General features: G+C 70.4%; 20 protein-coding genes. 13 read left to right on the forward strand and 7 right to left on the reverse strand.

Annotated elements, in window-relative coordinates; all coding sequences use genetic code 11:
* The 3 genes from FFS10_RS14655 to FFS10_RS14665 form a co-directional block, all read right to left on the reverse strand.
* Window positions 1-220: DUF494 family protein (locus FFS10_RS14655; protein ID WP_137895214.1), on the reverse strand; the 220-nt coding region annotated here is incomplete at its 3' end.
* Between the two features lie 45 nt (window positions 221-265).
* Window positions 266-1,393 carry a DNA-processing protein DprA gene (gene dprA / locus FFS10_RS14660; RefSeq protein WP_137895261.1) on the reverse strand — a complete coding sequence of 376 codons (1,128 nt, stop codon included), beginning with the start codon at window positions 1,391-1,393 and terminating at the stop codon, window positions 266-268.
* Between the two features lie 38 nt (window positions 1,394-1,431).
* A complete protein-coding gene (locus tag FFS10_RS14665) occupies window positions 1,432-2,640 on the reverse strand; it encodes a LysM peptidoglycan-binding domain-containing protein (RefSeq protein WP_137895215.1) in 1,209 nt (402 codons plus the stop codon).
* Between the two features lie 145 nt (window positions 2,641-2,785).
* Between FFS10_RS14665 and def the strand changes: the two genes are divergently transcribed.
* The 6 genes from def to FFS10_RS14695 all read left to right on the forward strand — a co-directional run bounded on the left by def (window position 2,786) and on the right by FFS10_RS14695 (window position 7,132).
* Complete coding sequence (gene def, locus FFS10_RS14670; RefSeq protein WP_137895216.1) at window positions 2,786-3,298, forward strand: peptide deformylase; 513 nt, start codon at window positions 2,786-2,788, stop codon at window positions 3,296-3,298.
* Window positions 3,295-3,810, forward strand: coding sequence for a hypothetical protein (locus FFS10_RS14675; RefSeq protein WP_349654589.1), 516 nt, complete (start codon window positions 3,295-3,297; stop codon window positions 3,808-3,810). The genes def and FFS10_RS14675 overlap by 4 nt, the downstream gene beginning before the upstream one ends.
* 12 nt (window positions 3,811-3,822) lie before the next feature.
* On the forward strand, window positions 3,823-4,794 hold the full coding sequence (gene fmt / locus FFS10_RS14680; RefSeq protein ID WP_137895217.1) for a methionyl-tRNA formyltransferase: 972 nt from the start codon (window positions 3,823-3,825) through the stop codon (window positions 4,792-4,794).
* Window positions 4,794-5,534 carry an AzlC family ABC transporter permease gene (locus FFS10_RS14685; protein WP_137895218.1) on the forward strand — a complete coding sequence of 247 codons (741 nt, stop codon included), beginning with the start codon at window positions 4,794-4,796 and terminating at the stop codon, window positions 5,532-5,534. Before fmt ends, FFS10_RS14685 begins: the two co-directional genes overlap by 1 nt.
* On the forward strand, window positions 5,531-5,869 hold the full coding sequence (locus tag FFS10_RS14690) for an AzlD domain-containing protein (RefSeq protein WP_137895219.1): 339 nt from the start codon (window positions 5,531-5,533) through the stop codon (window positions 5,867-5,869). Before FFS10_RS14685 ends, FFS10_RS14690 begins: the two co-directional genes overlap by 4 nt.
* Window positions 5,870-5,938: 69 nt before the next feature.
* Entirely contained in the window at window positions 5,939-7,132 is a 1,194-nt protein-coding gene (locus FFS10_RS14695; protein WP_137895220.1) for a phosphoglycerate kinase, read from the forward strand.
* 72 nt (window positions 7,133-7,204) lie between these two features.
* On the opposite strand, the gene FFS10_RS14700 is transcribed toward FFS10_RS14695, so the two are convergent.
* A complete protein-coding gene (locus FFS10_RS14700; RefSeq protein ID WP_171016163.1) occupies window positions 7,205-8,290 on the reverse strand; it encodes a fatty acid desaturase in 1,086 nt (361 codons plus the stop codon).
* 502 nt (window positions 8,291-8,792) lie between these two features.
* On the opposite strand from FFS10_RS14700, the gene pyk reads away from it, so the two are divergent.
* The 3 genes from pyk (at window position 8,793) to FFS10_RS14715 (ending at window position 12,420) form a co-directional block, all read left to right on the forward strand.
* On the forward strand, window positions 8,793-10,226 hold the full coding sequence (gene pyk, locus FFS10_RS14705; protein WP_137895221.1) for a pyruvate kinase: 1,434 nt from the start codon (window positions 8,793-8,795) through the stop codon (window positions 10,224-10,226).
* Window positions 10,227-10,339: 113 nt separating this feature from the next.
* Window positions 10,340-11,404 (forward strand): class II fructose-bisphosphate aldolase, encoded by a 1,065-nt coding sequence (gene fba / locus FFS10_RS14710; protein ID WP_137895222.1) that lies wholly within the window; start codon window positions 10,340-10,342, stop codon window positions 11,402-11,404.
* 95 nt (window positions 11,405-11,499) lie between these two features.
* Window positions 11,500-12,420, forward strand: a complete 921-nt coding sequence (locus FFS10_RS14715) for a phosphoribosylaminoimidazolesuccinocarboxamide synthase (RefSeq protein ID WP_137895223.1) — start codon at window positions 11,500-11,502, stop codon at window positions 12,418-12,420.
* 40 nt (window positions 12,421-12,460) lie between these two features.
* On the opposite strand, the gene FFS10_RS14720 is transcribed toward FFS10_RS14715, so the two are convergent.
* Window positions 12,461-13,510: a GSU2403 family nucleotidyltransferase fold protein gene (locus FFS10_RS14720; RefSeq protein WP_137895224.1), complete on the reverse strand. Its 1,050-nt coding sequence runs from the start codon at window positions 13,508-13,510 to the stop codon at window positions 12,461-12,463.
* A 67-nt stretch (window positions 13,511-13,577) separates the two neighbouring features.
* A complete protein-coding gene (gene trxA / locus FFS10_RS14725) occupies window positions 13,578-14,534 on the reverse strand; it encodes a thioredoxin (protein WP_137895225.1) in 957 nt (318 codons plus the stop codon).
* A 42-nt stretch (window positions 14,535-14,576) separates the two neighbouring features.
* Here trxA and purE point away from each other — a divergent pair, with 42 nt between their 5' ends.
* The 4 genes from purE (at window position 14,577) to FFS10_RS14745 (ending at window position 18,358) form a co-directional block, all read left to right on the forward strand.
* Window positions 14,577-15,077, forward strand: coding sequence for a 5-(carboxyamino)imidazole ribonucleotide mutase (gene purE, locus FFS10_RS14730; RefSeq protein ID WP_137895226.1), 501 nt, complete (start codon window positions 14,577-14,579; stop codon window positions 15,075-15,077).
* A 14-nt stretch (window positions 15,078-15,091) separates the two neighbouring features.
* Complete coding sequence (locus FFS10_RS14735) at window positions 15,092-16,273, forward strand: 5-(carboxyamino)imidazole ribonucleotide synthase (RefSeq protein ID WP_137895264.1); 1,182 nt, start codon at window positions 15,092-15,094, stop codon at window positions 16,271-16,273.
* Between the two features lie 11 nt (window positions 16,274-16,284).
* Window positions 16,285-17,274 (forward strand): L-threonylcarbamoyladenylate synthase, encoded by a 990-nt coding sequence (locus tag FFS10_RS14740; RefSeq protein WP_137895227.1) that lies wholly within the window; start codon window positions 16,285-16,287, stop codon window positions 17,272-17,274.
* A 91-nt stretch (window positions 17,275-17,365) separates the two neighbouring features.
* Window positions 17,366-18,358, forward strand: a complete 993-nt coding sequence (locus tag FFS10_RS14745; RefSeq protein ID WP_137895228.1) for an SGNH/GDSL hydrolase family protein — start codon at window positions 17,366-17,368, stop codon at window positions 18,356-18,358.
* Between the two features lie 71 nt (window positions 18,359-18,429).
* Here the strand turns inward: FFS10_RS14745 and FFS10_RS14750 are convergent, their stop codons facing one another.
* Complete coding sequence (locus FFS10_RS14750; RefSeq protein WP_137895229.1) at window positions 18,430-18,684, reverse strand: SemiSWEET transporter; 255 nt, start codon at window positions 18,682-18,684, stop codon at window positions 18,430-18,432.
* Window positions 18,685-18,716 lie beyond the last annotated feature (32 nt).

Below are 18,716 nucleotides of genomic sequence, written 5' to 3' on the forward strand. Positions count from 1 at the left end.
GGGTCTGAGTCAGGGGGATGCCGGTGCGCTCGGGCGCCGCGCCGTCGGCCAGCCGCGTGTCGCGGGCCGCCAGGTTCAGACCGTTCAGCCAGGCCAGGGCCTGCTGGATCTCGTCCGGGTCGAAGCCGGCGGCGCTGAGCTTGCGCCCCAGCTGCGGCAGCTCGGGGCATGCCTCGCCTCGCCAGTAGTTTTCGTAGACGAACACGAGCACTTCAAACATGGCCCCAATATAGCCTAGAAGTTCCGGCGCCTTTAGGGGCCGGCCTCAAGCGCTGGCCAGGCGCTGGAACAGGCCGCCCGGCAGGCGGCCGACCGCGCCGTCGAGCTCCAGTGTCAGCAGCCGGGTCTGGAGCGTGGGCGTGTCCAGGCCGCTGCGCGCCTGCAGCGCGTCCAGGCTCACCGGGTCGTGCCCCATCAGGGTCAACAGCGGGTCGTCCGCGCCTGTGGCGGGCAGGGGTTTCTCAGTCTCGGGCGCGGGGACCGGCCAGCGCAGTTCCTCGAGCACGTCCTGCGCCGATTCGACCAGCTTGGCGCCCTGGCGGATCAGGGCGTGGCAGCCGCGCGACTGGGCCGCGTGGATGGAGCCGGGGATGGCGAACACCTCGCGCCCCTGTTCGCTGGCCAGCCGGGCCGTGATCAGCGAGCCCGACTTCAGCGCCGCCTCGACCACCAGCGTGCCCTGGCTCAGGCCCGAGATCAGGCGGTTGCGGCGCGGGAAGTTGGGCGCCAGCGGCGGCGTGCCCAGCGGGTATTCGCTGACCAGCAGGCCCTGGCGCGCGATGCGGCGCGCCAGATCCAGGTGCTGGCGCGGGTAGACGCGGTCCAGGCCGGTGCCGACCACGGCCAGGGTCGCGAGCTGGCCGGGGGTGGCACCTTCGAGCGCGCCCTCGTGGGCCGCGCCGTCCACGCCCAGCGCCAGGCCAGAGACCACGGACAGTCCGGCGCTGGCCAGGGCACGGGCGAACTGCCGCGCATTGGCCGCGCCCTGCGGCGTCGGGTTGCGGCTGCCGACCACCGCGATGCCGCGCAACATGGCGAGCCGGTCGACCTGGCCCAGCAGGTAGAGCATGGGCGGCGGGTCCTCGATGGCCAGCAGGCTGGCGGGGTAGTCGGCGTCGCCCAGCACCAGGATGCGGCGGCCCACGCCTTCCTCGCCGGCTTCGCCGGCCTGCAGCCAGTCCCAGCTGCGCGTGGCGAGCTCGGCCAGTTCAGGCGCCTCGTCCAGCAGGGCCTGGACCTGGGCCGGCCCGAGGACCTGGCGCAGCGCGCTGGCCGGCTGTGCCAGCACCTGCTGGGGCAGGCCGAAGGCCGCCAGCAGGCGGCGCACCGCCCCGGGGCCCAGGCCCGGGCTCAGCGTGAGCCGCAGCCAGGCCGCGAGCTCCTCGCGGGTCAGCGCGGCCGGCGCAGCGGCCGACGGGCAGGCCGGCGGCATCAGCGCGGATTGACCAGCCGGTCGCCCACCTTCACGCTGTCGACGATGTCCAGCACCAGCCCGTAGGAGACTCGCTCGAAGGTGCGGAACACCATCAGCAGGCCGTTGCGCTCGTCGGGCAGCTGCAGCATGGTGCGCGCCGGGTCGGTCTTGTCGACGACGCGCTCGCCGGCCCTCAGGAGGGCCAGCACATGGCCGCTTTCCAGGCCGTCGCGCGTGCCGCGGTTGATCACCACCACCTGGTTCTGCGCCGCGTAGCGCACGGCGCTGCCGTAGACCGAGACCACACGGGCCTCGACCGCGGCCATGGGCGCGCGCGGCGCGTAGCTGCGGAACTCGCGCGACGGCTCGGGCAGCAGGCGGTCGCCGGTGCGCATCTCCTCCTTGGCGCTGAGGATGTCGACCGTGGCGGGCACCGGGTCGCTGCGGGTCTGGCCGTCCGCCAGCGCGACTTGGCGCAGGGATTCGCCGCGCCGCAGCTCGGCCTGGCCCAGGTACTGGGCCTCGTAGCCCAGGATTTCGCCCGATTCGGGGTCCTTCAGCGGCGTGGCGCTGCGGAACACTCGGAAGCGCGAGGGCTGGCCCTGGCCGTCGATCAGGGGGGCGGCGGCGTCGCCGCGCACGTAGGCCCGGTCGCCGCGGCTGAGCAGCACGCGGTGCTCCTGGGTGGCGACGATGCGCGGTGCCTGCTGCAGCTGCGTCGCGTCGACCACCAGGGGTTCGGCCAGGAAGGGTTCGATCAGGTGCGGCTGCAGGGTCGGCAGGGCGCCTTCGCCCAGAGGCTCGGCGCGGGTGCGCGGCGACAGCCTGACGGTGTCGGCGCCGCTGCCGTTGCCGCCGGCCACGCGCAGCACGGCACGGCCGCCCTGTCGCTCCAGCACCAGCAGCTGGCCGGGGTAGATCAGGTGCGGGTTGCGGATCTGGTCCAGGTTCATGCCCCAGAGCTCGGGCCAGCGCCAGGGGCTCTTGAGGAACAGGCTGGAGATGTCCCACAGCGTGTCGCCGCGCCGCACCCGGTGCTGATCCGGCGCGTTCGGCGCCAGCTCGGACAGCGGCACCCCGGCCTGCGCCACCTGCTGCGCCGTGGCGCGCTGGGCGGGGGTGATGGGGTAGTTCTGGGCCGCGGCGGGCGGGCCGGCCAGCGCGGTGCTCAGCAGCGCCGCCGCGGCGGCCTTGGCATAGAGGTCTGCGGGATGACGGTGCTTCATGGCTTGTGTGGGCCCCCTGCGGTCAATCTTGAGAATCGACTTTGAATTCTGCGCCCAAGACCCTGATCGGGCAAAGAAGAATCGGCCCCAGGCCGGCAGCCGCGGCGAAAAGTAGCGAAAATAACGACATCTTCGACCTGACGCCATGGCCCTGCTTCCCATTCTTCGCTATCCCGACCCCCGGCTGCACAAGGTGGCCCAACCCGTGCAGGCGGTGGACGCGCGCATCCGGGCGCTGATCGCCGACATGTTCGAGACCATGTACGAGGCCCATGGCATAGGCCTGGCGGCCACCCAGGTCGACGTGCACGAGCGCCTGATCGTGATCGACGTGTCGGAGCAGCGCAACGAGCCCATGGTGCTGATCAACCCCGAGATCACCTGGGGCAGCGCCGAGCGGCTGCGCGGCGACGAGGGCTGCCTGTCGGTGCCCGGCGTCTACGACGGCGTGGAGCGGGCGGCGGCCGTCACGGTCAGCGCCCTGGACGGCGAGGGCCAGTCGCGCAGCATCCCGGCCGAGGGCCTGCTGGCCGTCTGCATCCAGCACGAGATGGACCACCTGATGGGCAAGGTCTTCGTCGACTACCTGTCCCCGCTCAAGCGCAACCGCATCAAGTCCAAGCTGCTCAAGCAGCTGCGGGAGGAGGCGCGGCCGTGAGGGCCGGCACCGCCCGCCGCGCGTTGCAGCTCGCTGGACTGGCGCTGGCGATGCTGCTGGTCGGCTGCGCCGCGCCGCAATGGGAGAAGCCGGGCGCCCCGCGCGCCGACGTGCTGTCGCGCCTGGGCAAGCCCACGGCCCGCTATGCCCTGCCCGACGGCGAGCGCCTGCAGTACTCGCAGCAGCCCGCCGGCATCCAGGTGCACAACCTCGACTTCGACGCCACTGGCCGCCTGGTGCGTGTCGAGCAGACGCTGGATCCGGGCAAGTTCGGCCGCATCCAGATCGACCGCTGGACCGCGCGCGACGTGGAGCTGATGTTCGGCAAGCCCGCCCTGCTCGAGCGCGTGGCGTTGTTCGACGGCGTGGTCTGGACCTACCGCTACCGGGATGTCAGCGGCTTCGGTTTTCGCCGCCTGCACCTGCATCTGGACCCCTCGGGCGTGGTGCGCAAATGGCTGATCACCGAGGAAATCGAGCCCGAGCCGCGCGAGTTTCCTGAGCGCCGCTGAAAGCCCGTCATCTTGAGAATCGTCTTTGCCGGAACGCCCGAGTTCGCCCGCGTGGCCCTGCAGCGCCTGCACGCCGCGGGTTTCGAGATCCCCCTGGTCCTGACTCAGCCCGACCGCCCGGCCGGGCGCGGCATGAAGCTGCAGGCCTCGCCGGTCAAGCAGTTCGCGCTCGAGCACGGCATGCCGGTGGCCCAGCCGCGCAGCCTGCGCCTGGACGGCAAGTACCCCGAGGACGCGGCCGCCGCGCGCGAGGCCCTGCTGGCGGCGCGGGCCGACGCCATGGTGGTTGCGGCCTACGGGCTGATCCTGCCGCAGTGGGTACTGGACCTGCCGAGGCTTGGATGTTTGAACATCCATGCTTCCCTGCTGCCGCGCTGGCGCGGCGCCGCGCCCATCCACCGCGCGATCGAGGCCGGTGACGCCGAGACCGGCGTGACCATCATGCAGATGGACGCGGGGCTGGACACCGGCGACATGCTGCTCATGCAGGCGCTGCCCATCGCGGCCGGCGACACGACGGCCGGCCTGCACGACAAGCTTGCCGACCTGGGCGGTCGCCTGATCGTGGAGGCGTTGGAGCTGGCGGCCTGCGGCGGCCTGCGGCCGCTCAAGCAGCCCGCCGAAGGCGTGAACTACGCGCACAAGATAGAGAAGGCCGAGGCCGCGCTCGACTGGACCCTGCCCGTGGCGCAGATCGAGCGGCGCATCCGGGCCTTCGACCCTTTTCCCGGGGCCCAGGCCCAGCTGGGGCCGGACCTGATCAAGCTCTGGCGTGCCGAGGCGGACCAGGCAGCCTCGTCGCCCGGCCAGGCGCCCGGCACCGTCCTGTCGGCAGATGCCGGCGGCGTGCGCGTGGCCTGCGGCGACGGCGTGCTCAATCTGCTGGAATTGCAGCGCCCCGGCGGCAAGCGCCTGCCGGTGGGCGAGTTCCTGCGCGGCTTTGCGCTGCAGGCCGGCCAGCGCTTCGAGACCCGGGCGCACTGATGTTCTGGCGGCGCGCGATCCACACCCATCCCGAGTTCGGTGTCGGCATGCGGGCCATGCTGCCGCAGGCCCCGGGCGTGGCCGCCTGGGGGCTGATGACCGGCGTGGCTATGCTCAAGTCGGGCATGAGCGTGTTCGAGGCGGTGCTGATGACGCTGCTGGTGTTCGCCGGCAGCTCGCAGCTGGCGGCCATCCCCCTGCTGGTGGCCGGCGCGCCGGCCTGGGTGATCCTGGCCGCGGGTTTTTGCGTCAACCTGCGCTTCGTGGTGTTCAGCCTGCACCTGCGGCCCTACCTCATGCACCTGCCGCTGCGCCAGCGCCTGGCGCACGGCTATCTCACGACCGACATCAGCTACGTGCTGTTCACGCGCCGCTTCCCGCATCCCGGCCGCAGCGCCGCCGAGCATCTGGTGCAGGAGGCCTACCTGTCGGGCAACTGCCTGGTCAACTGGGGCAGCTGGATGCTGGCCAGCCTGGTCGGCATCGCGCTGGCCAACTTCATCCCCACCTCCTGGGGCCTGGGCTTTGCCGGCATTCTGTGCCTGCTGGGCATTCTTTGCTCGCTGGCCAGCACGCGGCTGCGTGTGGTCTCGGCCGGCGTGGCCGGCGTCGCGGCCGTGCTAGCCTACGCGCTGCCGCTCAAGCTCAACATCGTGGTTGCGATCGCGGCCGCGGTGCTGCTGTGCCTCGCGCTCGAGAAGCCCCAGCCGCCGGCGGCGCAGGGGCGGGCGACGACATGAGCGGGGGCACCGACCTCTGGAGCGTGGCGGTGATCGTGGCCCTGGCCGGCGTCACGGTGCTCGCGCGCTGCTTCTTCTTCATCACGAGCAAGCCCTGGAGCCTGCCGCCCTGGGCCCAGCGCGGCCTGCAGTACGCGCCGATCGCGGCGCTGGCGGCCGTCGTCGTGCCCGAGGTGGTGATGACCCAGGGCCGGCTGGTCGCCACCTGGCAGGACGCGCGCCTGTTCGCCGCCATGGCCGGCGCTGCGGCCTTCTACTGGCGGCGCGACGTGTTCCTCACCATCCTGGCCGGCATGGCGGTCTACCTGCCCCTGCATCTCGGACTCGGTTGGTAACCCGCGCCGGCGGGGCGGCTTCTAAAATGGCGGGCGAACCCTCCCCCCATTCCTTTCCGAGCGCCCCCCATGAACGTCATCCGCTTCTCCGACCTCTGCGCCCAGGGCAAAGCCCGCGGCCAACGCGTGTTCATCCGCGCCGACCTCAACGTCCCGCAGGACGATGCGGGACGCATCACCGAGGACACGCGCATCCGTGCCTCGGTACCCTGCATACAGATGGCGCTGGACGCCGGCGCGGCCGTCATGGTGACCTCGCACCTGGGCCGCCCGACCGAGGGCGAGTTCAAGCCCGAGGACTCGCTGGCCCCGGTGGCCCAGCGCCTGGGCGAGCTGCTCGGACGCGAGGTCCCGCTGCTCGCGAACTGGGTCGACGGCGTGCAGGTCGCGCCGGGCCAGGTCGTGCTGCTCGAGAACTGCCGCGTCAACAAGGGCGAGAAGAGGAACAGCGAGGAGCTGGCGCGCAAGCTGGCCGCGCTGTGCGACATCTTTGTGCACGACGCCTTCGGCACCGCGCACCGCGCCGAGGGCACGACCTACGGCATCGCGCAGTACGCGCCCATCGCCTGCGCCGGCCCGCTGCTGGCGGCCGAGATCGACGCGATCAGCAAGGCCCTGGCGAACCCGAAGCGCCCGCTGGCCGCCATCGTGGCCGGCTCCAAGGTCTCGACCAAGCTGACCATCTTGCAAAGCCTGGCCAGGAACGTGGACCAGCTGATCGTCGGCGGCGGCATCGCCAACACCTTCATGCTGGCCGCCGGCCTCAAGATCGGCAAGAGCCTGGCCGAGCCGGACCTGGTGGGCGAGGCCAAGGCGGTGATCGATGCCATGCGCGCGCGCGGCGCCGAGGTGCCGATCCCGACCGACGTGGTCTGCGCCAAGCAGTTCGCGGCCGACGCGCCGGCCAGCGTCAAGCTGGCCACCGAAGTCGAAGACGACGACCTGATCCTGGACATAGGCCCGCACACCGCGGCTCGCCTGGCCGAGCAGCTCAAGGCCGCCGGCACCATCGTCTGGAACGGCCCGGTGGGCGTGTTCGAGTTCCCGGCCTTCGAGAACGGCACCAAGGTGATTGCCCAGGCGATTGCCGAATCCCAGGCCTTCAGCATCGCCGGCGGCGGCGACACCCTGGCCGCGATTGCCAAGTACGGCATCGACAAGCGGGTCGGCTACATCTCCACCGGCGGCGGCGCCTTCCTCGAGGTGCTGGAGGGCAAGACCTTGCCGGCCTTCGAGATCCTGCAAAAGCGCGCCGCGGGCTGACGGGCCGTCGGGCCGAGGCAAGAAAGGGGCGGCGCCTGCCGGGCGCCGCCCCTTTGTCCTTGGGCTTGGCGATTACGCAATCTGCGGCCGCCGCGCGCTGGTCGGCCGCCCGCGGTAGTCGGTCCAGCAGCGGCGCCTGAAGTCGTAGAGCTTGCATTGGCGCGCGGTCTCGAAGTACCAGCGCCAGGAGAAGGGCTGGACGATGATGCGCGCGGGCAGCAGCTCCTCCAGCCGGGCCTGGGCTTGCTTGAGGCGGTAGAGCGGAATGCTCATGTCCACGTGGTGCGCCGTGTGCTCCATGATGTGGTGCAGCAGCGCGCCTATCCTGAACGGGAAGGTCAGGTGCACGGTGGTCGAGACGAAGGGCTGGGCCTTGGCCCAGGCGGCCTTGTCCTCGTGCCAGGACACCTTGACATGGGTGTGGTGCACGTAGACCACGAAGCCTATCATCGAGTTCCAGAACAAAAAGGGCAGGGCGAAGCCGGTGGCCAGCACCAGGGCCAGCGACTGCCCGGCGGCCAGCGCGCCGGCCACCAGGCCGCCGGCCCAGAGCAGGGCGAAGGCGCTGACCAGCAGGCCGTCCTTCACGAAAATGGGGCGGCGCGTGGGCATCTGCGTGCGGTTGGGGAAGTACATCTTCTTCCACCAGATCTCGACGAAGTAGTAGAGGCCGGGCGCCCAGCCGCTGCGATAGAGGCGGTTGAGCCCGCGCTGCAGCGGCGGAAGCGCCGCGTATTCCTCGCGCGTGAGCGGCGCCCAGACGAAGTCCACGCCCTTGAGGTTGGTGTAGCCGTGGTGCACCACGTTGTGGCCCACGTCCCACAGGCTGTAGGGCGTGAGCGAGGGCAGGAAGGCGATGCGGCCCAGCCAGCGGTTGAGCCCGCGGTGCGGCGTCAGGCTCTGGTGGCAGGCGTCGTGGCCGATGATGAACAGGCGGCCGGTCACGAAGCCCGCGGCCAGGCCGCACAGCGCCTTGGCCCACCAAGCATGGAGCAGCACCGTGCCGGCGAAGGCGGCGAGCAGCAGCGTGTAGTCGAAGGCCAGCAGCAGCAGGGCCCAGGCCGTGGTGCGGGTGGACAGGGGGATCAGCCATTCGCGCAGGGTCTTGCGGTGCGGCAGCGGCTGGTCGGCCGGGATCGGGGCGAGGGTCGGCATCATGAAGGTCGGTACGGATGGAAGGGATGTGGCGCCGCGGGATGTCCCCGCAGCTGCGGCCGCGCGCCGGCGCGACGGAGGCGGAAAGTGATGCCGGGGATGCTACCGGGGGGCGGGGCCATGGACTCTGACCAGGATCAAACATGCGCCGATTGACCGGCCCGTGCCGGCCCGCGCCGATGCGGCCCCGGGCCGTGACGAGCAGGATCGCTGCGCCTTTGGTGACAAGAGCCTTGACCATTTCACATGGAATGGGCGGCGGGCGGCCGGTTCCCGGGGCGTCGATCCGGCCCGGCGGGGCGGTCGGGTTGGGGCCGCAGAGCCAGGCCCGGGGCCGTTTTCGCGGCATTGGCGCCCGGCCGGGTGCGGGGCGGGGCAGGCCCAGCCATGTCTGCGGCCGGCCGCCGCGGCGATGCCTTGGCGCGGCCAGGGGCTTTGTTCTGTACCCTGGCTGTAACCGTTTCCGTGTGAGAATCCGGAACTTAGTTACAGGAGACCCCTTTCCATGCCACGTCGCGCCACCAAAATCGTCGCCACCCTCGGCCCCGCGTCGAGCGACCCCGCCCTGCTGGAGGCCATGATCCGGGCCGGCGTCAACGTGGTGCGGCTCAACTTCAGCCACGGCAAGGCGCAGGACCACATCGACCGCGCCCGCCTGGTGCGCGAGGCCTCGCAGCGCGCTGGGCGCGAGGTCGCCATCATGGCCGACCTGCAGGGCCCCAAGATCCGCGTCGGCAAGTTCGCCGAGGGCAAGGTGATGCTGGAGCCGGGCGCCAAGTTCGTGCTCGACGCCTCGCGCGCCGAGCCGGGCGACCTGACCGGCGTGGGCCTGGACTACAAGGAGCTGCCGCGCGACGTCAAGGCCGGCGACATGCTGCTGCTCAACGACGGCCTGATCGTGCTGACGGTGGACGCGGTGCGTGGCGAGCAGGTCCACACCACGGTCAAGCTCGGTGGCGAGCTGTCGAACAACAAGGGCATCAACAAGCAGGGCGGCGGCCTGACGGCGCCGGCGCTGACGGCCAAGGACATGGAGGACATCAAGACCGCGATGAGCTTCCAGGCCGACTACGTGGCGGTGAGCTTCCCCAAGAACGCCACCGACATGGCCATGGCGCGCCAGCTGTGCAACGTGGCCGCCGAGCAATACGGCCACCGGCCCGGCCTGATCGCCAAGATCGAGCGCGCCGAGGCGATTCCGCTGCTCGAGGAGATCCTCAAGGCCAGCGACGGCATCATGGTGGCGCGCGGCGACCTGGCCGTGGAGGTCGGCAACGCGGCCGTGCCGGCGCTGCAAAAGCGCATGATCAAGCTGGCCCATGTGCACGACAAGGTGGTGATCACGGCCACGCAGATGATGGAGAGCATGATCACCAACCCGGTGCCCACGCGCGCCGAGGTCAGCGACGTGGCCAACGCCGTGCTCGACGGCACCGACGCGGTGATGCTGAGCGCCGAGACCGCGGCCGGCAAGTACCCGCTGGAGACGGTGCAGGAGATGGCCAAGATCTGCGAGGCGGCCGAAGGGGCCGAGCATGTGGAGATCGACGCCGACTTCACCGGCCAGACCTTCAGCCGCATCGACCAGGCCATCGCCATGGGCGCGCTGTTCACCGCCCACCACCTGGACGCCAAGGCCATCGTGGCGCTGACCGATTCGGGCTCGACGCCGCTGTGGATGAGCCGCCACCGCATCCGCATCCCGATCTACGCGCTGACGCCCAAGCTCGCGACCCAGCGCAAGATGGCCATCTTCCGCAACGTGCGCCCGCTGCTGATGGACACCAGCGCCGACCGCGACACGGCGCTGAGCCAGGCCGAGCGCCACCTCAAGGCGCGCGGCATCGTGCAGACCGGCGACGTCTACGCCATCACCTGCGGCGAGCCCATGGGCGCGCCGGGCGGCACCAACATGCTCAAGGTCTGCCGCGTCGGCTGAGTGCTGCCCTGCCCCCGCGCGCCGGGCGCACCGTTTAAAATCCGGGAGTTACCAGGCGGTTACGGGCCGCCTGGGCGGCTTTCATCCGACTTTCAACTCTCTGGGATCATCACATGGCACTCGTTTCGATGCGCGAGCTGCTGGACCATGCGGCGGCCAACGGCTACGGCATTCCGGCTTTCAACGTCAACAACCTGGAGCAGGTCCAGGCCGTCATGGAGGCTGCCAAGGAGACCGGCGCGCCGGTGATCCTGCAAGCCAGCGCCGGCGCGCGCAAGTACGCAGGCGAGGCCTTCATCAAGCACCTGATCCAGGCCGCCGTCGAAGCCTATCCCCAGATTCCGCTGGTCATGCACCAGGACCATGGCCAGAGCCCGGCGATCTGCCAGGGCGCGATCGACCTGGGCTTCGGCTCGGTCATGATGGACGGCTCGCTGCGCGAGGACGGCAAGACCCCGGCCTCGTTCGACTACAACGTCGACGTGACGCGCAAGGTGGTGGACATGGCGCACAAGGTCGGCGTCACGGTCGAGGGCGAGCTCGGTTGCCTGGGCTCGCTGGAGACCGGCGAGGCCGGCGAGGAAGACGGCATAGGCGCCGTCGGCAAGCTGGACCACTCGGCCCTACTGACCGACCCCGAGGAGGCGGCCCAGTTCGTCAAGGCCACCCAGCTCGACGCCCTGGCGATCGCCATCGGCACCAGCCACGGCGCCTACAAGTTCTCGCGCAAGCCCACCGGCGACATCCTGGCGATCAGCCGCGTGAAGGAAATCCACGCCCGCATCCCGAACACCCACCTGGTGATGCACGGATCGTCGAGCGTGCCGCAGGAGCTGCTGGCCGTCATCAACCAGTACGGCGGCAAGATGAAGGAGACCTACGGCGTGCCGGTCGAGGAGATCCAGGAAGCCATCAAGTACGGTGTGCGCAAGATCAACATCGACACCGACATCCGCCTGGCCATGACCGGGGCGGTGCGCAAGTTCCTGGCCGAGAACCCCGAGAAGTTCGACGCGCGCGAATGGCTCAAGCCGGCGCGCGAGGCCGCCAAGCAGGTCTGCAAGGCGCGCTACCTCGAGTTCGGCTGCGAAGGCCAGGGCGCCAAGATCAAGGGCGCGAGCCTGCAGGTCATGGCCGCCAAGTACGCCAAGGGCGAGCTGGCCCAGCTGGTGAACTGAGGGTGTAACAGTCCCTTTCGCAGTCTTGCGATAATCGGCAAGCCCGTTGACTGTTCGACGGGCTTTTTCATTGCAGCCCTCTCGTGAGCCCGCCCATGACTTCTGCCCTGCACACCTCGTCCCTGACCTCCCTGCCGCTGCTCGCGCGCGGCAAGGTGCGCGACAACTACGCGGTGGGCGACGACCGCATCCTGATGGTCGCCTCCGACCGCATCAGCGCCTTCGACGTGATCATGGGCGAACCGATTCCCGGCAAGGGGGAGCTGCTCACGCAGATGACGCTGTTCTGGTTCGACAAGCTCGGCCCCAAGGGCCTGAACCTCTGCCCCACCCACCTGACCGGCGAGGCGCCCGAGAGCGTGGTCACGCCCGACGACCTGCCCCAGGTCCAGGGCCGCGCCATGCTGGTCAAGCGCCTCAAGCCGATTCCCGTGGAGGCCGTGGTGCGCGGCTACCTGGCCGGCAGCGGCTGGAAGGAGTACCAGCAGGGCCAGTCGGTCTGCGGCGTGCCGCTGCCGCCCGGGCTGAAGAACGCCAGCAAGCTGCCCGAGCCGATCTACACGCCGGCGGCCAAGGCGGCCGTGGGCGAGCACGACGAGAACATCAGCTTCGAGCGCACGGTGGAAATGATTGGTGCCGACCTGGCGGGCCGCATCCGTGACATCAGCATCGCCATCTACAAGGCGGCGGCCGAGATCGCGGCCAAGAAGGGCATCATCATCGCCGACACCAAGTTCGAATTCGGCCTCGACGCCGACGGCACCCTGGTGCTGATGGACGAGGTGCTGACGCCCGACTCCTCGCGCTACTGGCCCCAGGAATCCTATGACCAGAGCTACGCCGAGGGCAGCAACCCGCCGAGCTACGACAAGCAGTTCCTGCGCGACTGGCTGGAGCAGGCCCAGGTCGGCGGCAAGCCCTGGGACAAGACCGCCCCCGCGCCGCGCCTGCCGCGCGAGGTGATCGAGAAGACCGCCGCCAAGTACCGCGAGGCGCTGCAGCGGCTCACCGCTTGAGCGCGGCCAGTCGCCGCGCCGGGCCTGCCTGGGCAGGGGCTTATGCGGCGCCCACCGCGAGGCGCTGGCGAAAGTTCAAGGCTTCGTACTGCCGGCAGAGCGCGCTGAAGCCTTCTTCCATCCGGCTTTGCCATCCCTTGCCGCGGGACAGGGCGTCTTGCCAGGCCTCCTGGATGAGTGCCAGATCCATGTCCAGCAAGTAGTCCATCAGGGCGGCCGCCTGGGCCAGGTCCTTGACGGCCTTGGTGCGCATGTTCTGCGGCCGCTCTCCGTAAACCAGCAGCTTGTGCACGGCGTAACGCTGGGGGCGGGGCAGATTGACGACCACGGGGCCGTTGCGCCAGAGCAGGGTCGTCGTGAGAGGGTCCTCCAGCGACAACTCCATGAACCTGAGCGGCTGCAGCGTCACGTTCAGCGATGCGACATGGACCGGGGCGTCGCCCGTCCTGCCCATCGCGGTCAGGAAGTCGATGTCGAAGTCGGGCTCGTCCGCCTTCTTGTAGGTCGTCTGGCTCTGGATGGGCATGAATCCCATTTCCAGTGACTCGATCGCCTTGCGCGTGTCGATCTTGATCCCCGGCCGCAAGGCGATCGAGACATTCCGTCCGGCATGGTCGAAGTCCAGGTCCAGCGTCATGGCGCTGCCCTGCCAGGCCACGCCCAACAGGTTCTGGTAGGCCATGAAGGCATGGGTGCCGACCAGAATGCCCCCCGCGCGGAAAAAACCGTGGTCGCCGAGCCGGCTGATCACCCGCCCGTGTTTGAGCGGCACCTGGGCGCAGCCCAGTTCCACGGCCGCGCGCGCCGCGCGCAGCATGTTCTGGTCGGCTTGCGCATGGACGCCGCTCTTGTGTGCGGCTATGAGCGCGCGCGTCGTCGCGTCGTCAGGCCCTACATAGGTCTGCAAGGGCGCGCCATCCGGCGACTTGGCCTGGTAGTACCAGTAGGTCCTGCCGTTGACCAGCTTGCGGGTGAACCCCCCCGGCAAGTCGGCGACGCATCGATCGACTTCGCGCTGGCGGGCTGCCGTATCGAGCCCGGCAAATGCGGCCTGCGCCGCTGCCGACATCTCGGTGTACAAACTGGGCATTTATACTTCCATTTTTAAAAAGGAAGTATAAGTCCCGGGTGACGCGTCAGAGCGGTGCTTGTGAGGCTCAGTTCAGCATCATGCTGAGCTTGCGCCGGTAGGCCGAGACCAGGGCGGACTGCGGGTCTTCCTGCACGGCGCTCTTGCCCATCAGCTCGATGCCACCGGTGCTCTTGCCGCCGGCCTCGGCGCTGGCCTTGGGGCGGGGCGGCGCCAGCAGCTCGAGGATGGCGACGAAGGTCTTGCGCGGCGCCTCCTCGTCCCATTTCTTGTCGCGCATGATGATTTCGAGCAGCTCGTCCATGGCGGCCGTCCACTCGCCGTGCGCCATCAGCACGCGGCTCTTGGCGAAGCGGGTCTCGAAGTCGCGCTTGTTCTCGGCGATCCTGTCGTCGAACTGCGCCTGGCTCCAGCGGCCGCGCGGGTCGGTGGTGGCGAACTCCATGGCGTTGAGCCACTGGGCCAGGGCCTCGAAGCGCAGCGCCACCGGGATCTGCGCCAGCGCCGGCGCCAGCGCGCCGGCTGCCTCGCCCAGCTGACCGGTGCCGATCAGCAGCTTGACGTAGTCGTAGCGGATGTCGTCGTTGCCCGGGTCGGTGGCCAGCGCGCCGGCCAGGCGGGCCTGGGCGCTTTCCGTGTCGCCCGAGGCCAGGTGCTCCTGCGCCTCCTGGGCGTCGGCTTCGGCGGCCAATTCGTGCTCGCCGGGCAGGTGCTTGTCCAGGAACTCGCGCAGCTTGCCCTCGGGCACGGCGCCCATGAAGCCGTCGACCGGCTGGCCGTTCTTCATCAGCACGCAGGTCGGGATGCTGCGTATGCCGAAAGCCGCGGCCAGCTGCTGTTCGTCGTCGGAGTTGATCTTGACCAGCTTGAAACGGCCCTCGTAGGCGGTCTCGAGTTTTTCCAGCAGCGGGCCCAGCGCCTTGCAGGGGCCGCACCAGGGCGCCCAGAAGTCCACCAGCACCGGGGTGGTCATGGAGGCAGCGATCACCTCGGCTTCGAAGTTTTGGACGGTGACGTCAATCATGGTGGAAACCTTAAAATTCAGCGATTCTTCGAAAAGCACTCAATGACTCAAGCGCTCATCGGCGTCGTCATGGGCTCCAGTTCCGACTGGGACACCATGCAGCACGCAGTCCAGATTCTCCAACAGTTCGGCGTCGCGCACGAAGCGCGCGTGGTCTCGGCGCACCGCATGCCCGACGACATGTTCGCCTACGCCGAGGCCGCCTCTGGGCGCGGGCTCAAGGCCATCATCGCCGGCGCGGGCGGCGCGGCCCACCTGCCGGGCATGATCGCCGCCAAGACCGTGGTGCCGGTGCTGGGCGTGCCGGTGGCCAGCCGCCACCTGCAGGGCGTGGACTCGCTGCACAGCATCGTGCAGATGCCCAAGGGCGTGCCGGTGGCCACTTTCGCGATCGGCGCGGCCGGCGCGGCCAACGCCGCGCTGTTCGCCGTGGCCCTGCTGGCCAACGAAGACCCGGCGCTGCGCGCGCGGCTCGAGGCCTTCCGCGCCGAGCAGACCGAGGCGGCCCGCGCCATGACGCTGCCGCCGGTGGGAGCCGCTTGATGCGCGGCGACATGATGAGCGGCGTGATTCTTCCTGGCGCGCTGGCGGGCGGCCAGCCGGCCACGCTGGGCGTGATGGGCGGCGGCCAGCTCGGCCGCATGTTCGTGCACGCGGCCCAGGCCATGGGCTATTTCACGGCGGTGCTGGACCCCGACCCGAACAGCCCGGCCGGCCTGGCGGCGCATTTCCACATCCGCACCGACTACCTCGACCCGCATGGCCTGGAGCAGCTGATCCAGCGCTCGGCCGCCATCACCACCGAGTTCGAGAACGTGCCCGCGCCGGCGCTGCAAGGCCTGGCCGCGCAGCGCTGGGTGGCGCCGGGGGCCGAGGCCGTGGCCGTGGCCCAGGACCGCGCGCGCGAGAAGGCGCATTTCGTGCGCTGCGGCGTGCCGGTGGCGCCCTATGCCCTGATCGAGACGCCCGAGCAGCTGGCCGCGGTCGAGGGCGGCCTGCTGCCCGGCATCCTCAAGACCGCGCGCATGGGCTACGACGGCAAGGGCCAGCTGCGCGTGGCCACGCGCGCCGAGCTCGCCGCTGCCTGGGGCGAGCTCAATCAGGTGCCCTGCGTGCTCGAGAAGATGCTGCCGCTGGCCGCCGAATGCTCGGTCATCGTGGCGCGCGGCGCCGACGGCGCCATGGTCAACTTCCCGGCCCAGCGCAACCTGCACCGTGGCGGCATCCTGGCCGTGACCGAGGTCTACGAGGGCAACCTGCCCGACGCGCTGGCGCAGCGCGCGGTGGCCGCCACGCGCGCGATCGCCGAGGGCCTGAATTACGTGGGCGTGCTGTGCGTCGAGTTCTTCGTGCTCGAGGACGGCAGCCTGGTGGTCAACGAGATGGCGCCGCGCCCGCACAACAGCGGCCATTACACGATAGACGCCTGCGACTGCTCGCAGTTCGACCTGCAGGTGCGCACCCTGGCCGGCCTGCCGCTGGCCCAGCCGCGCCAGCACAGCCCGGCCATCATGCTCAACCTGCTGGGCGACCTCTGGTTCGACGCCCAAGGCCAGCCCATCACGCCGGCCTGGCGCGAGGTGCTGGCCCTGCCCGGCGTGCACCTGCACCTGTACGGCAAGCTCGGCGCGCGCCCCGGCCGCAAGATGGGCCACCTCAGCATCACCGGCGCCAGCGTCGACGTGGTCAAGGTCACGGCGCTGCGCGTGGCGGACCTGCTCGGCCTGGAAGCCTTCTAAATGGCGCCGCGATGATTCTCCCCGGCGAATCGGACGAGGCCATCGCGGCCGCCGTGCAGGCGCTGCGCGCCGGCGAGCTGCTGGGCCTGCCCACCGAGACCGTCTACGGCCTGGCGGCCGACGCGGCCAGCGACGTGGCCGTGGCCAGGATCTTCGCGGCCAAGGGCCGCCCTGCCGACCATCCGCTGATCGTGCACGTGGCCGACGCCGAGGGTGTGGCGCATTTCGCGGCCCAGCTGCCGGATTTCGCGCAGCGCTTGATCCAGGCCTTCTGGCCCGGCCCGCTCACGCTGATCCTGCCGCGCCGCCCTGGCGTGGGCCAGGCCGCGGCCGGCGGCCAGGACTCGATCGGCCTGCGCTGCCCCGCCCACCCGGTGGCGCGGGCCCTGCTGAAAGCCTGCGCGGCCCAGGGCCTGCACGGCCTGGCCGCGCCCAGCGCCAACCGCTTCGGCCGCGTCAGCCCGACCACGGCCGCCCATGTGCGCGATGAGTTCGGCGACGCGCTGCTGGTGCTCGACGGCGGCGCCTGCCAGGTCGGCATAGAGTCCACCATCGTCGACTGCACGCGCGGCGTGCCGGTGCTGCTGCGCCCCGGCCAGATCGGCCGGGCCCAGGTCGAGGCCGCCTGCGGCCAGCGCCTGCGCAGCCAGGACGAGCTGCAGGCGCCCGATCCGCGCGCCTCGGGCACGCTGGAGGCGCATTACGCGCCCAGCGCCAAGCTGCGCCTGATGGACGCGCGCGCCCTGCAGGACGGCCTGGATCTGCTGGGGCGCGAGGCCGCCCGGCTGGCGGTCTATGCGCGCGTGCCGCTGAAAAGCCCCTCGGCCGGCGTGATCCTGCGCCGCATGCCCGAGGATGCGGCAGCCGCCGCGCAGGAACTGTTCGCCGTGCTGCGCGCGCTGGACGACCAGGGCGTGCGGCTGATCTGGGTCGAGGCGCCGCCCGACACCCCCGAATGGGAGGGCGTGCGCGACCGGCTGCGGCGCGCGGCCGCGGCCTGAGCCGCGTCCCCGACGCCTGCCCGTGCCTTCGCTTACAAGCCCTTCACCGGGGCTCGTTACACTCTGCCCGACAAGATTCCGGAGAATTTGAATGATTGCAAACTGGTCCCGTCGTGTCCTTTTGTCGCTGGCCTGCGCCACGGCCGGCCTGCTGGCGGCTTGCGGCTCGAGCACCATCGAGTCGGCGCTCACGCCCTCGCGCTTCCTGGCCGTGGGCGACGCCTTCAGCGACCTGGGGCAGGGCGGCTCGCGCTACACCGTCAACGACGGCAGCGTCAACATCTGGAGCGAGCAGTTGGCCTCGCGCTTCGGGCTCACGCTGAGCGCCTCCAACAGTGGCGGGCGCAGCTACGCGCAGGCCCATGCCCGCGTGAGCTCGGCGACCGATGCGGTGGGCGGCAGCGCAGCCAGCATCACGGCCCAGGTCGACGCCCTGCTGGCCGCCAACAGCTTCGGCGCCAACGACGTGGTGCTGGTGCAGGGCGGCATCGGCGACATCATCGCGCAGATGGCCTCGACCGGCACCGACAACGCCACCAAGGCCGCCAACCTCAACCAGGCCGGCCGCGAGCTCGGCGCCCAGGCGCGCCGCCTGGTCACCGCCGGCGCCAAGTACGTGATCGTGGTCGGCTCCTACAACCTGGGCCAGTCGCGCTGGGCCATAGAGACCGGCCAGCGCGACCTGTTGCGCACGCTGAGCACCGAGTTCAACAACGGCCTGCTGGTCGCGATCAACGACCTCGGCGCCAACGTGCTCTACGTCGACGCGGCCCTGTACTTCAACCTGGTGACGGCCACGCCCGGCGGCTACGGCCTGACCGACCCGGCCAACTCGCCCGACCGCAACCCCGCCATCACCGCGGCCGAGGCGGCGGTCGAGGCCTGTGCCGGCGCCTCCATCGACGCCGGCGTGGGCATAGGCACGGGCACGGGTGAGGCCAACTCGTCGCTGTGCACCTCCTCGACCATCGCCTCGGGCGTGAACTACAACACCACGCTGTTCGCCGACCGCGTCTACATGACCCCGGCGGGCCAGCGCCTGTTCGGCAACTACGCCTACGACAAGCTGCGCGCGCGCTGGTGAGCCGCAGGGTCTTCGCATGAAAAAAACCGGCCCTGGCGGCCGGTTTTTTCTTGGGCGGTGTCCGCTGGACTTCAGCGGTAGCGCAGCTTCATCACCAGGATGGTGGCCGCCAGCGCCAGCGTGACCGCATTGGCCGCCACCACGGGCCAGGCGCCGACCATCAGGCCGTAGACCAGCCACAGCGCCACGCCCAGCGTGAACAGGCTGTACATGGCCAGCGAGATGCCCCGCACGTCGCGCGTGCGGAAGGTGTGCCAGGCCTGGGGCAGGAAGCTGACGGTGGTGAGGGCGGCGGCGACGAAGCCGGTCAGGTCGGACAGGGGCATGGTGTGCGGGCGGGACGGGGCCGCAAAGCGCA

The sequence above is a fragment of the Ramlibacter sp. 2FC genome (assembly GCF_005503345.1).
Taxonomy (GTDB): domain Bacteria; phylum Pseudomonadota; class Gammaproteobacteria; order Burkholderiales; family Burkholderiaceae_C; genus SCMQ01.

What these genes read in the sequence shown, in the direction of transcription:
- FFS10_RS14740 (WP_137895227.1), top strand. Translation starts at nt 16,285, where the DNA reads ATGATTCTCCCCGGCGAATCGGACGAGGCCATCGCGGCCGCCGTGCAG.
- FFS10_RS14685 (WP_137895218.1), top strand. Translation starts at nt 4,794, where the DNA reads ATGTTCTGGCGGCGCGCGATCCACACCCATCCCGAGTTCGGTGTCGGC.
- FFS10_RS14715 (WP_137895223.1), top strand. Translation starts at nt 11,500, where the DNA reads ATGACTTCTGCCCTGCACACCTCGTCCCTGACCTCCCTGCCGCTGCTC.
- pyk (WP_137895221.1), top strand. Translation starts at nt 8,793, where the DNA reads ATGCCACGTCGCGCCACCAAAATCGTCGCCACCCTCGGCCCCGCGTCG.
- def (WP_137895216.1), top strand. Translation starts at nt 2,786, where the DNA reads ATGGCCCTGCTTCCCATTCTTCGCTATCCCGACCCCCGGCTGCACAAG.
- FFS10_RS14735 (WP_137895264.1), top strand. Translation starts at nt 15,092, where the DNA reads ATGAGCGGCGTGATTCTTCCTGGCGCGCTGGCGGGCGGCCAGCCGGCC.
- fba (WP_137895222.1), top strand. Translation starts at nt 10,340, where the DNA reads ATGGCACTCGTTTCGATGCGCGAGCTGCTGGACCATGCGGCGGCCAAC.
- FFS10_RS14750 (WP_137895229.1), bottom strand. Translation starts at nt 18,684, where the DNA reads ATGCCCCTGTCCGACCTGACCGGCTTCGTCGCCGCCGCCCTCACCACC.
- trxA (WP_137895225.1), bottom strand. Translation starts at nt 14,534, where the DNA reads ATGATTGACGTCACCGTCCAAAACTTCGAAGCCGAGGTGATCGCTGCC.
- FFS10_RS14720 (WP_137895224.1), bottom strand. Translation starts at nt 13,510, where the DNA reads ATGCCCAGTTTGTACACCGAGATGTCGGCAGCGGCGCAGGCCGCATTT.
- purE (WP_137895226.1), top strand. Translation starts at nt 14,577, where the DNA reads ATGACTCAAGCGCTCATCGGCGTCGTCATGGGCTCCAGTTCCGACTGG.
- FFS10_RS14690 (WP_137895219.1), top strand. Translation starts at nt 5,531, where the DNA reads ATGAGCGGGGGCACCGACCTCTGGAGCGTGGCGGTGATCGTGGCCCTG.
- FFS10_RS14745 (WP_137895228.1), top strand. Translation starts at nt 17,366, where the DNA reads ATGATTGCAAACTGGTCCCGTCGTGTCCTTTTGTCGCTGGCCTGCGCC.
- FFS10_RS14695 (WP_137895220.1), top strand. Translation starts at nt 5,939, where the DNA reads ATGAACGTCATCCGCTTCTCCGACCTCTGCGCCCAGGGCAAAGCCCGC.
- FFS10_RS14665 (WP_137895215.1), bottom strand. Translation starts at nt 2,640, where the DNA reads ATGAAGCACCGTCATCCCGCAGACCTCTATGCCAAGGCCGCCGCGGCG.
- FFS10_RS14700 (WP_171016163.1), bottom strand. Translation starts at nt 8,290, where the DNA reads ATGATGCCGACCCTCGCCCCGATCCCGGCCGACCAGCCGCTGCCGCAC.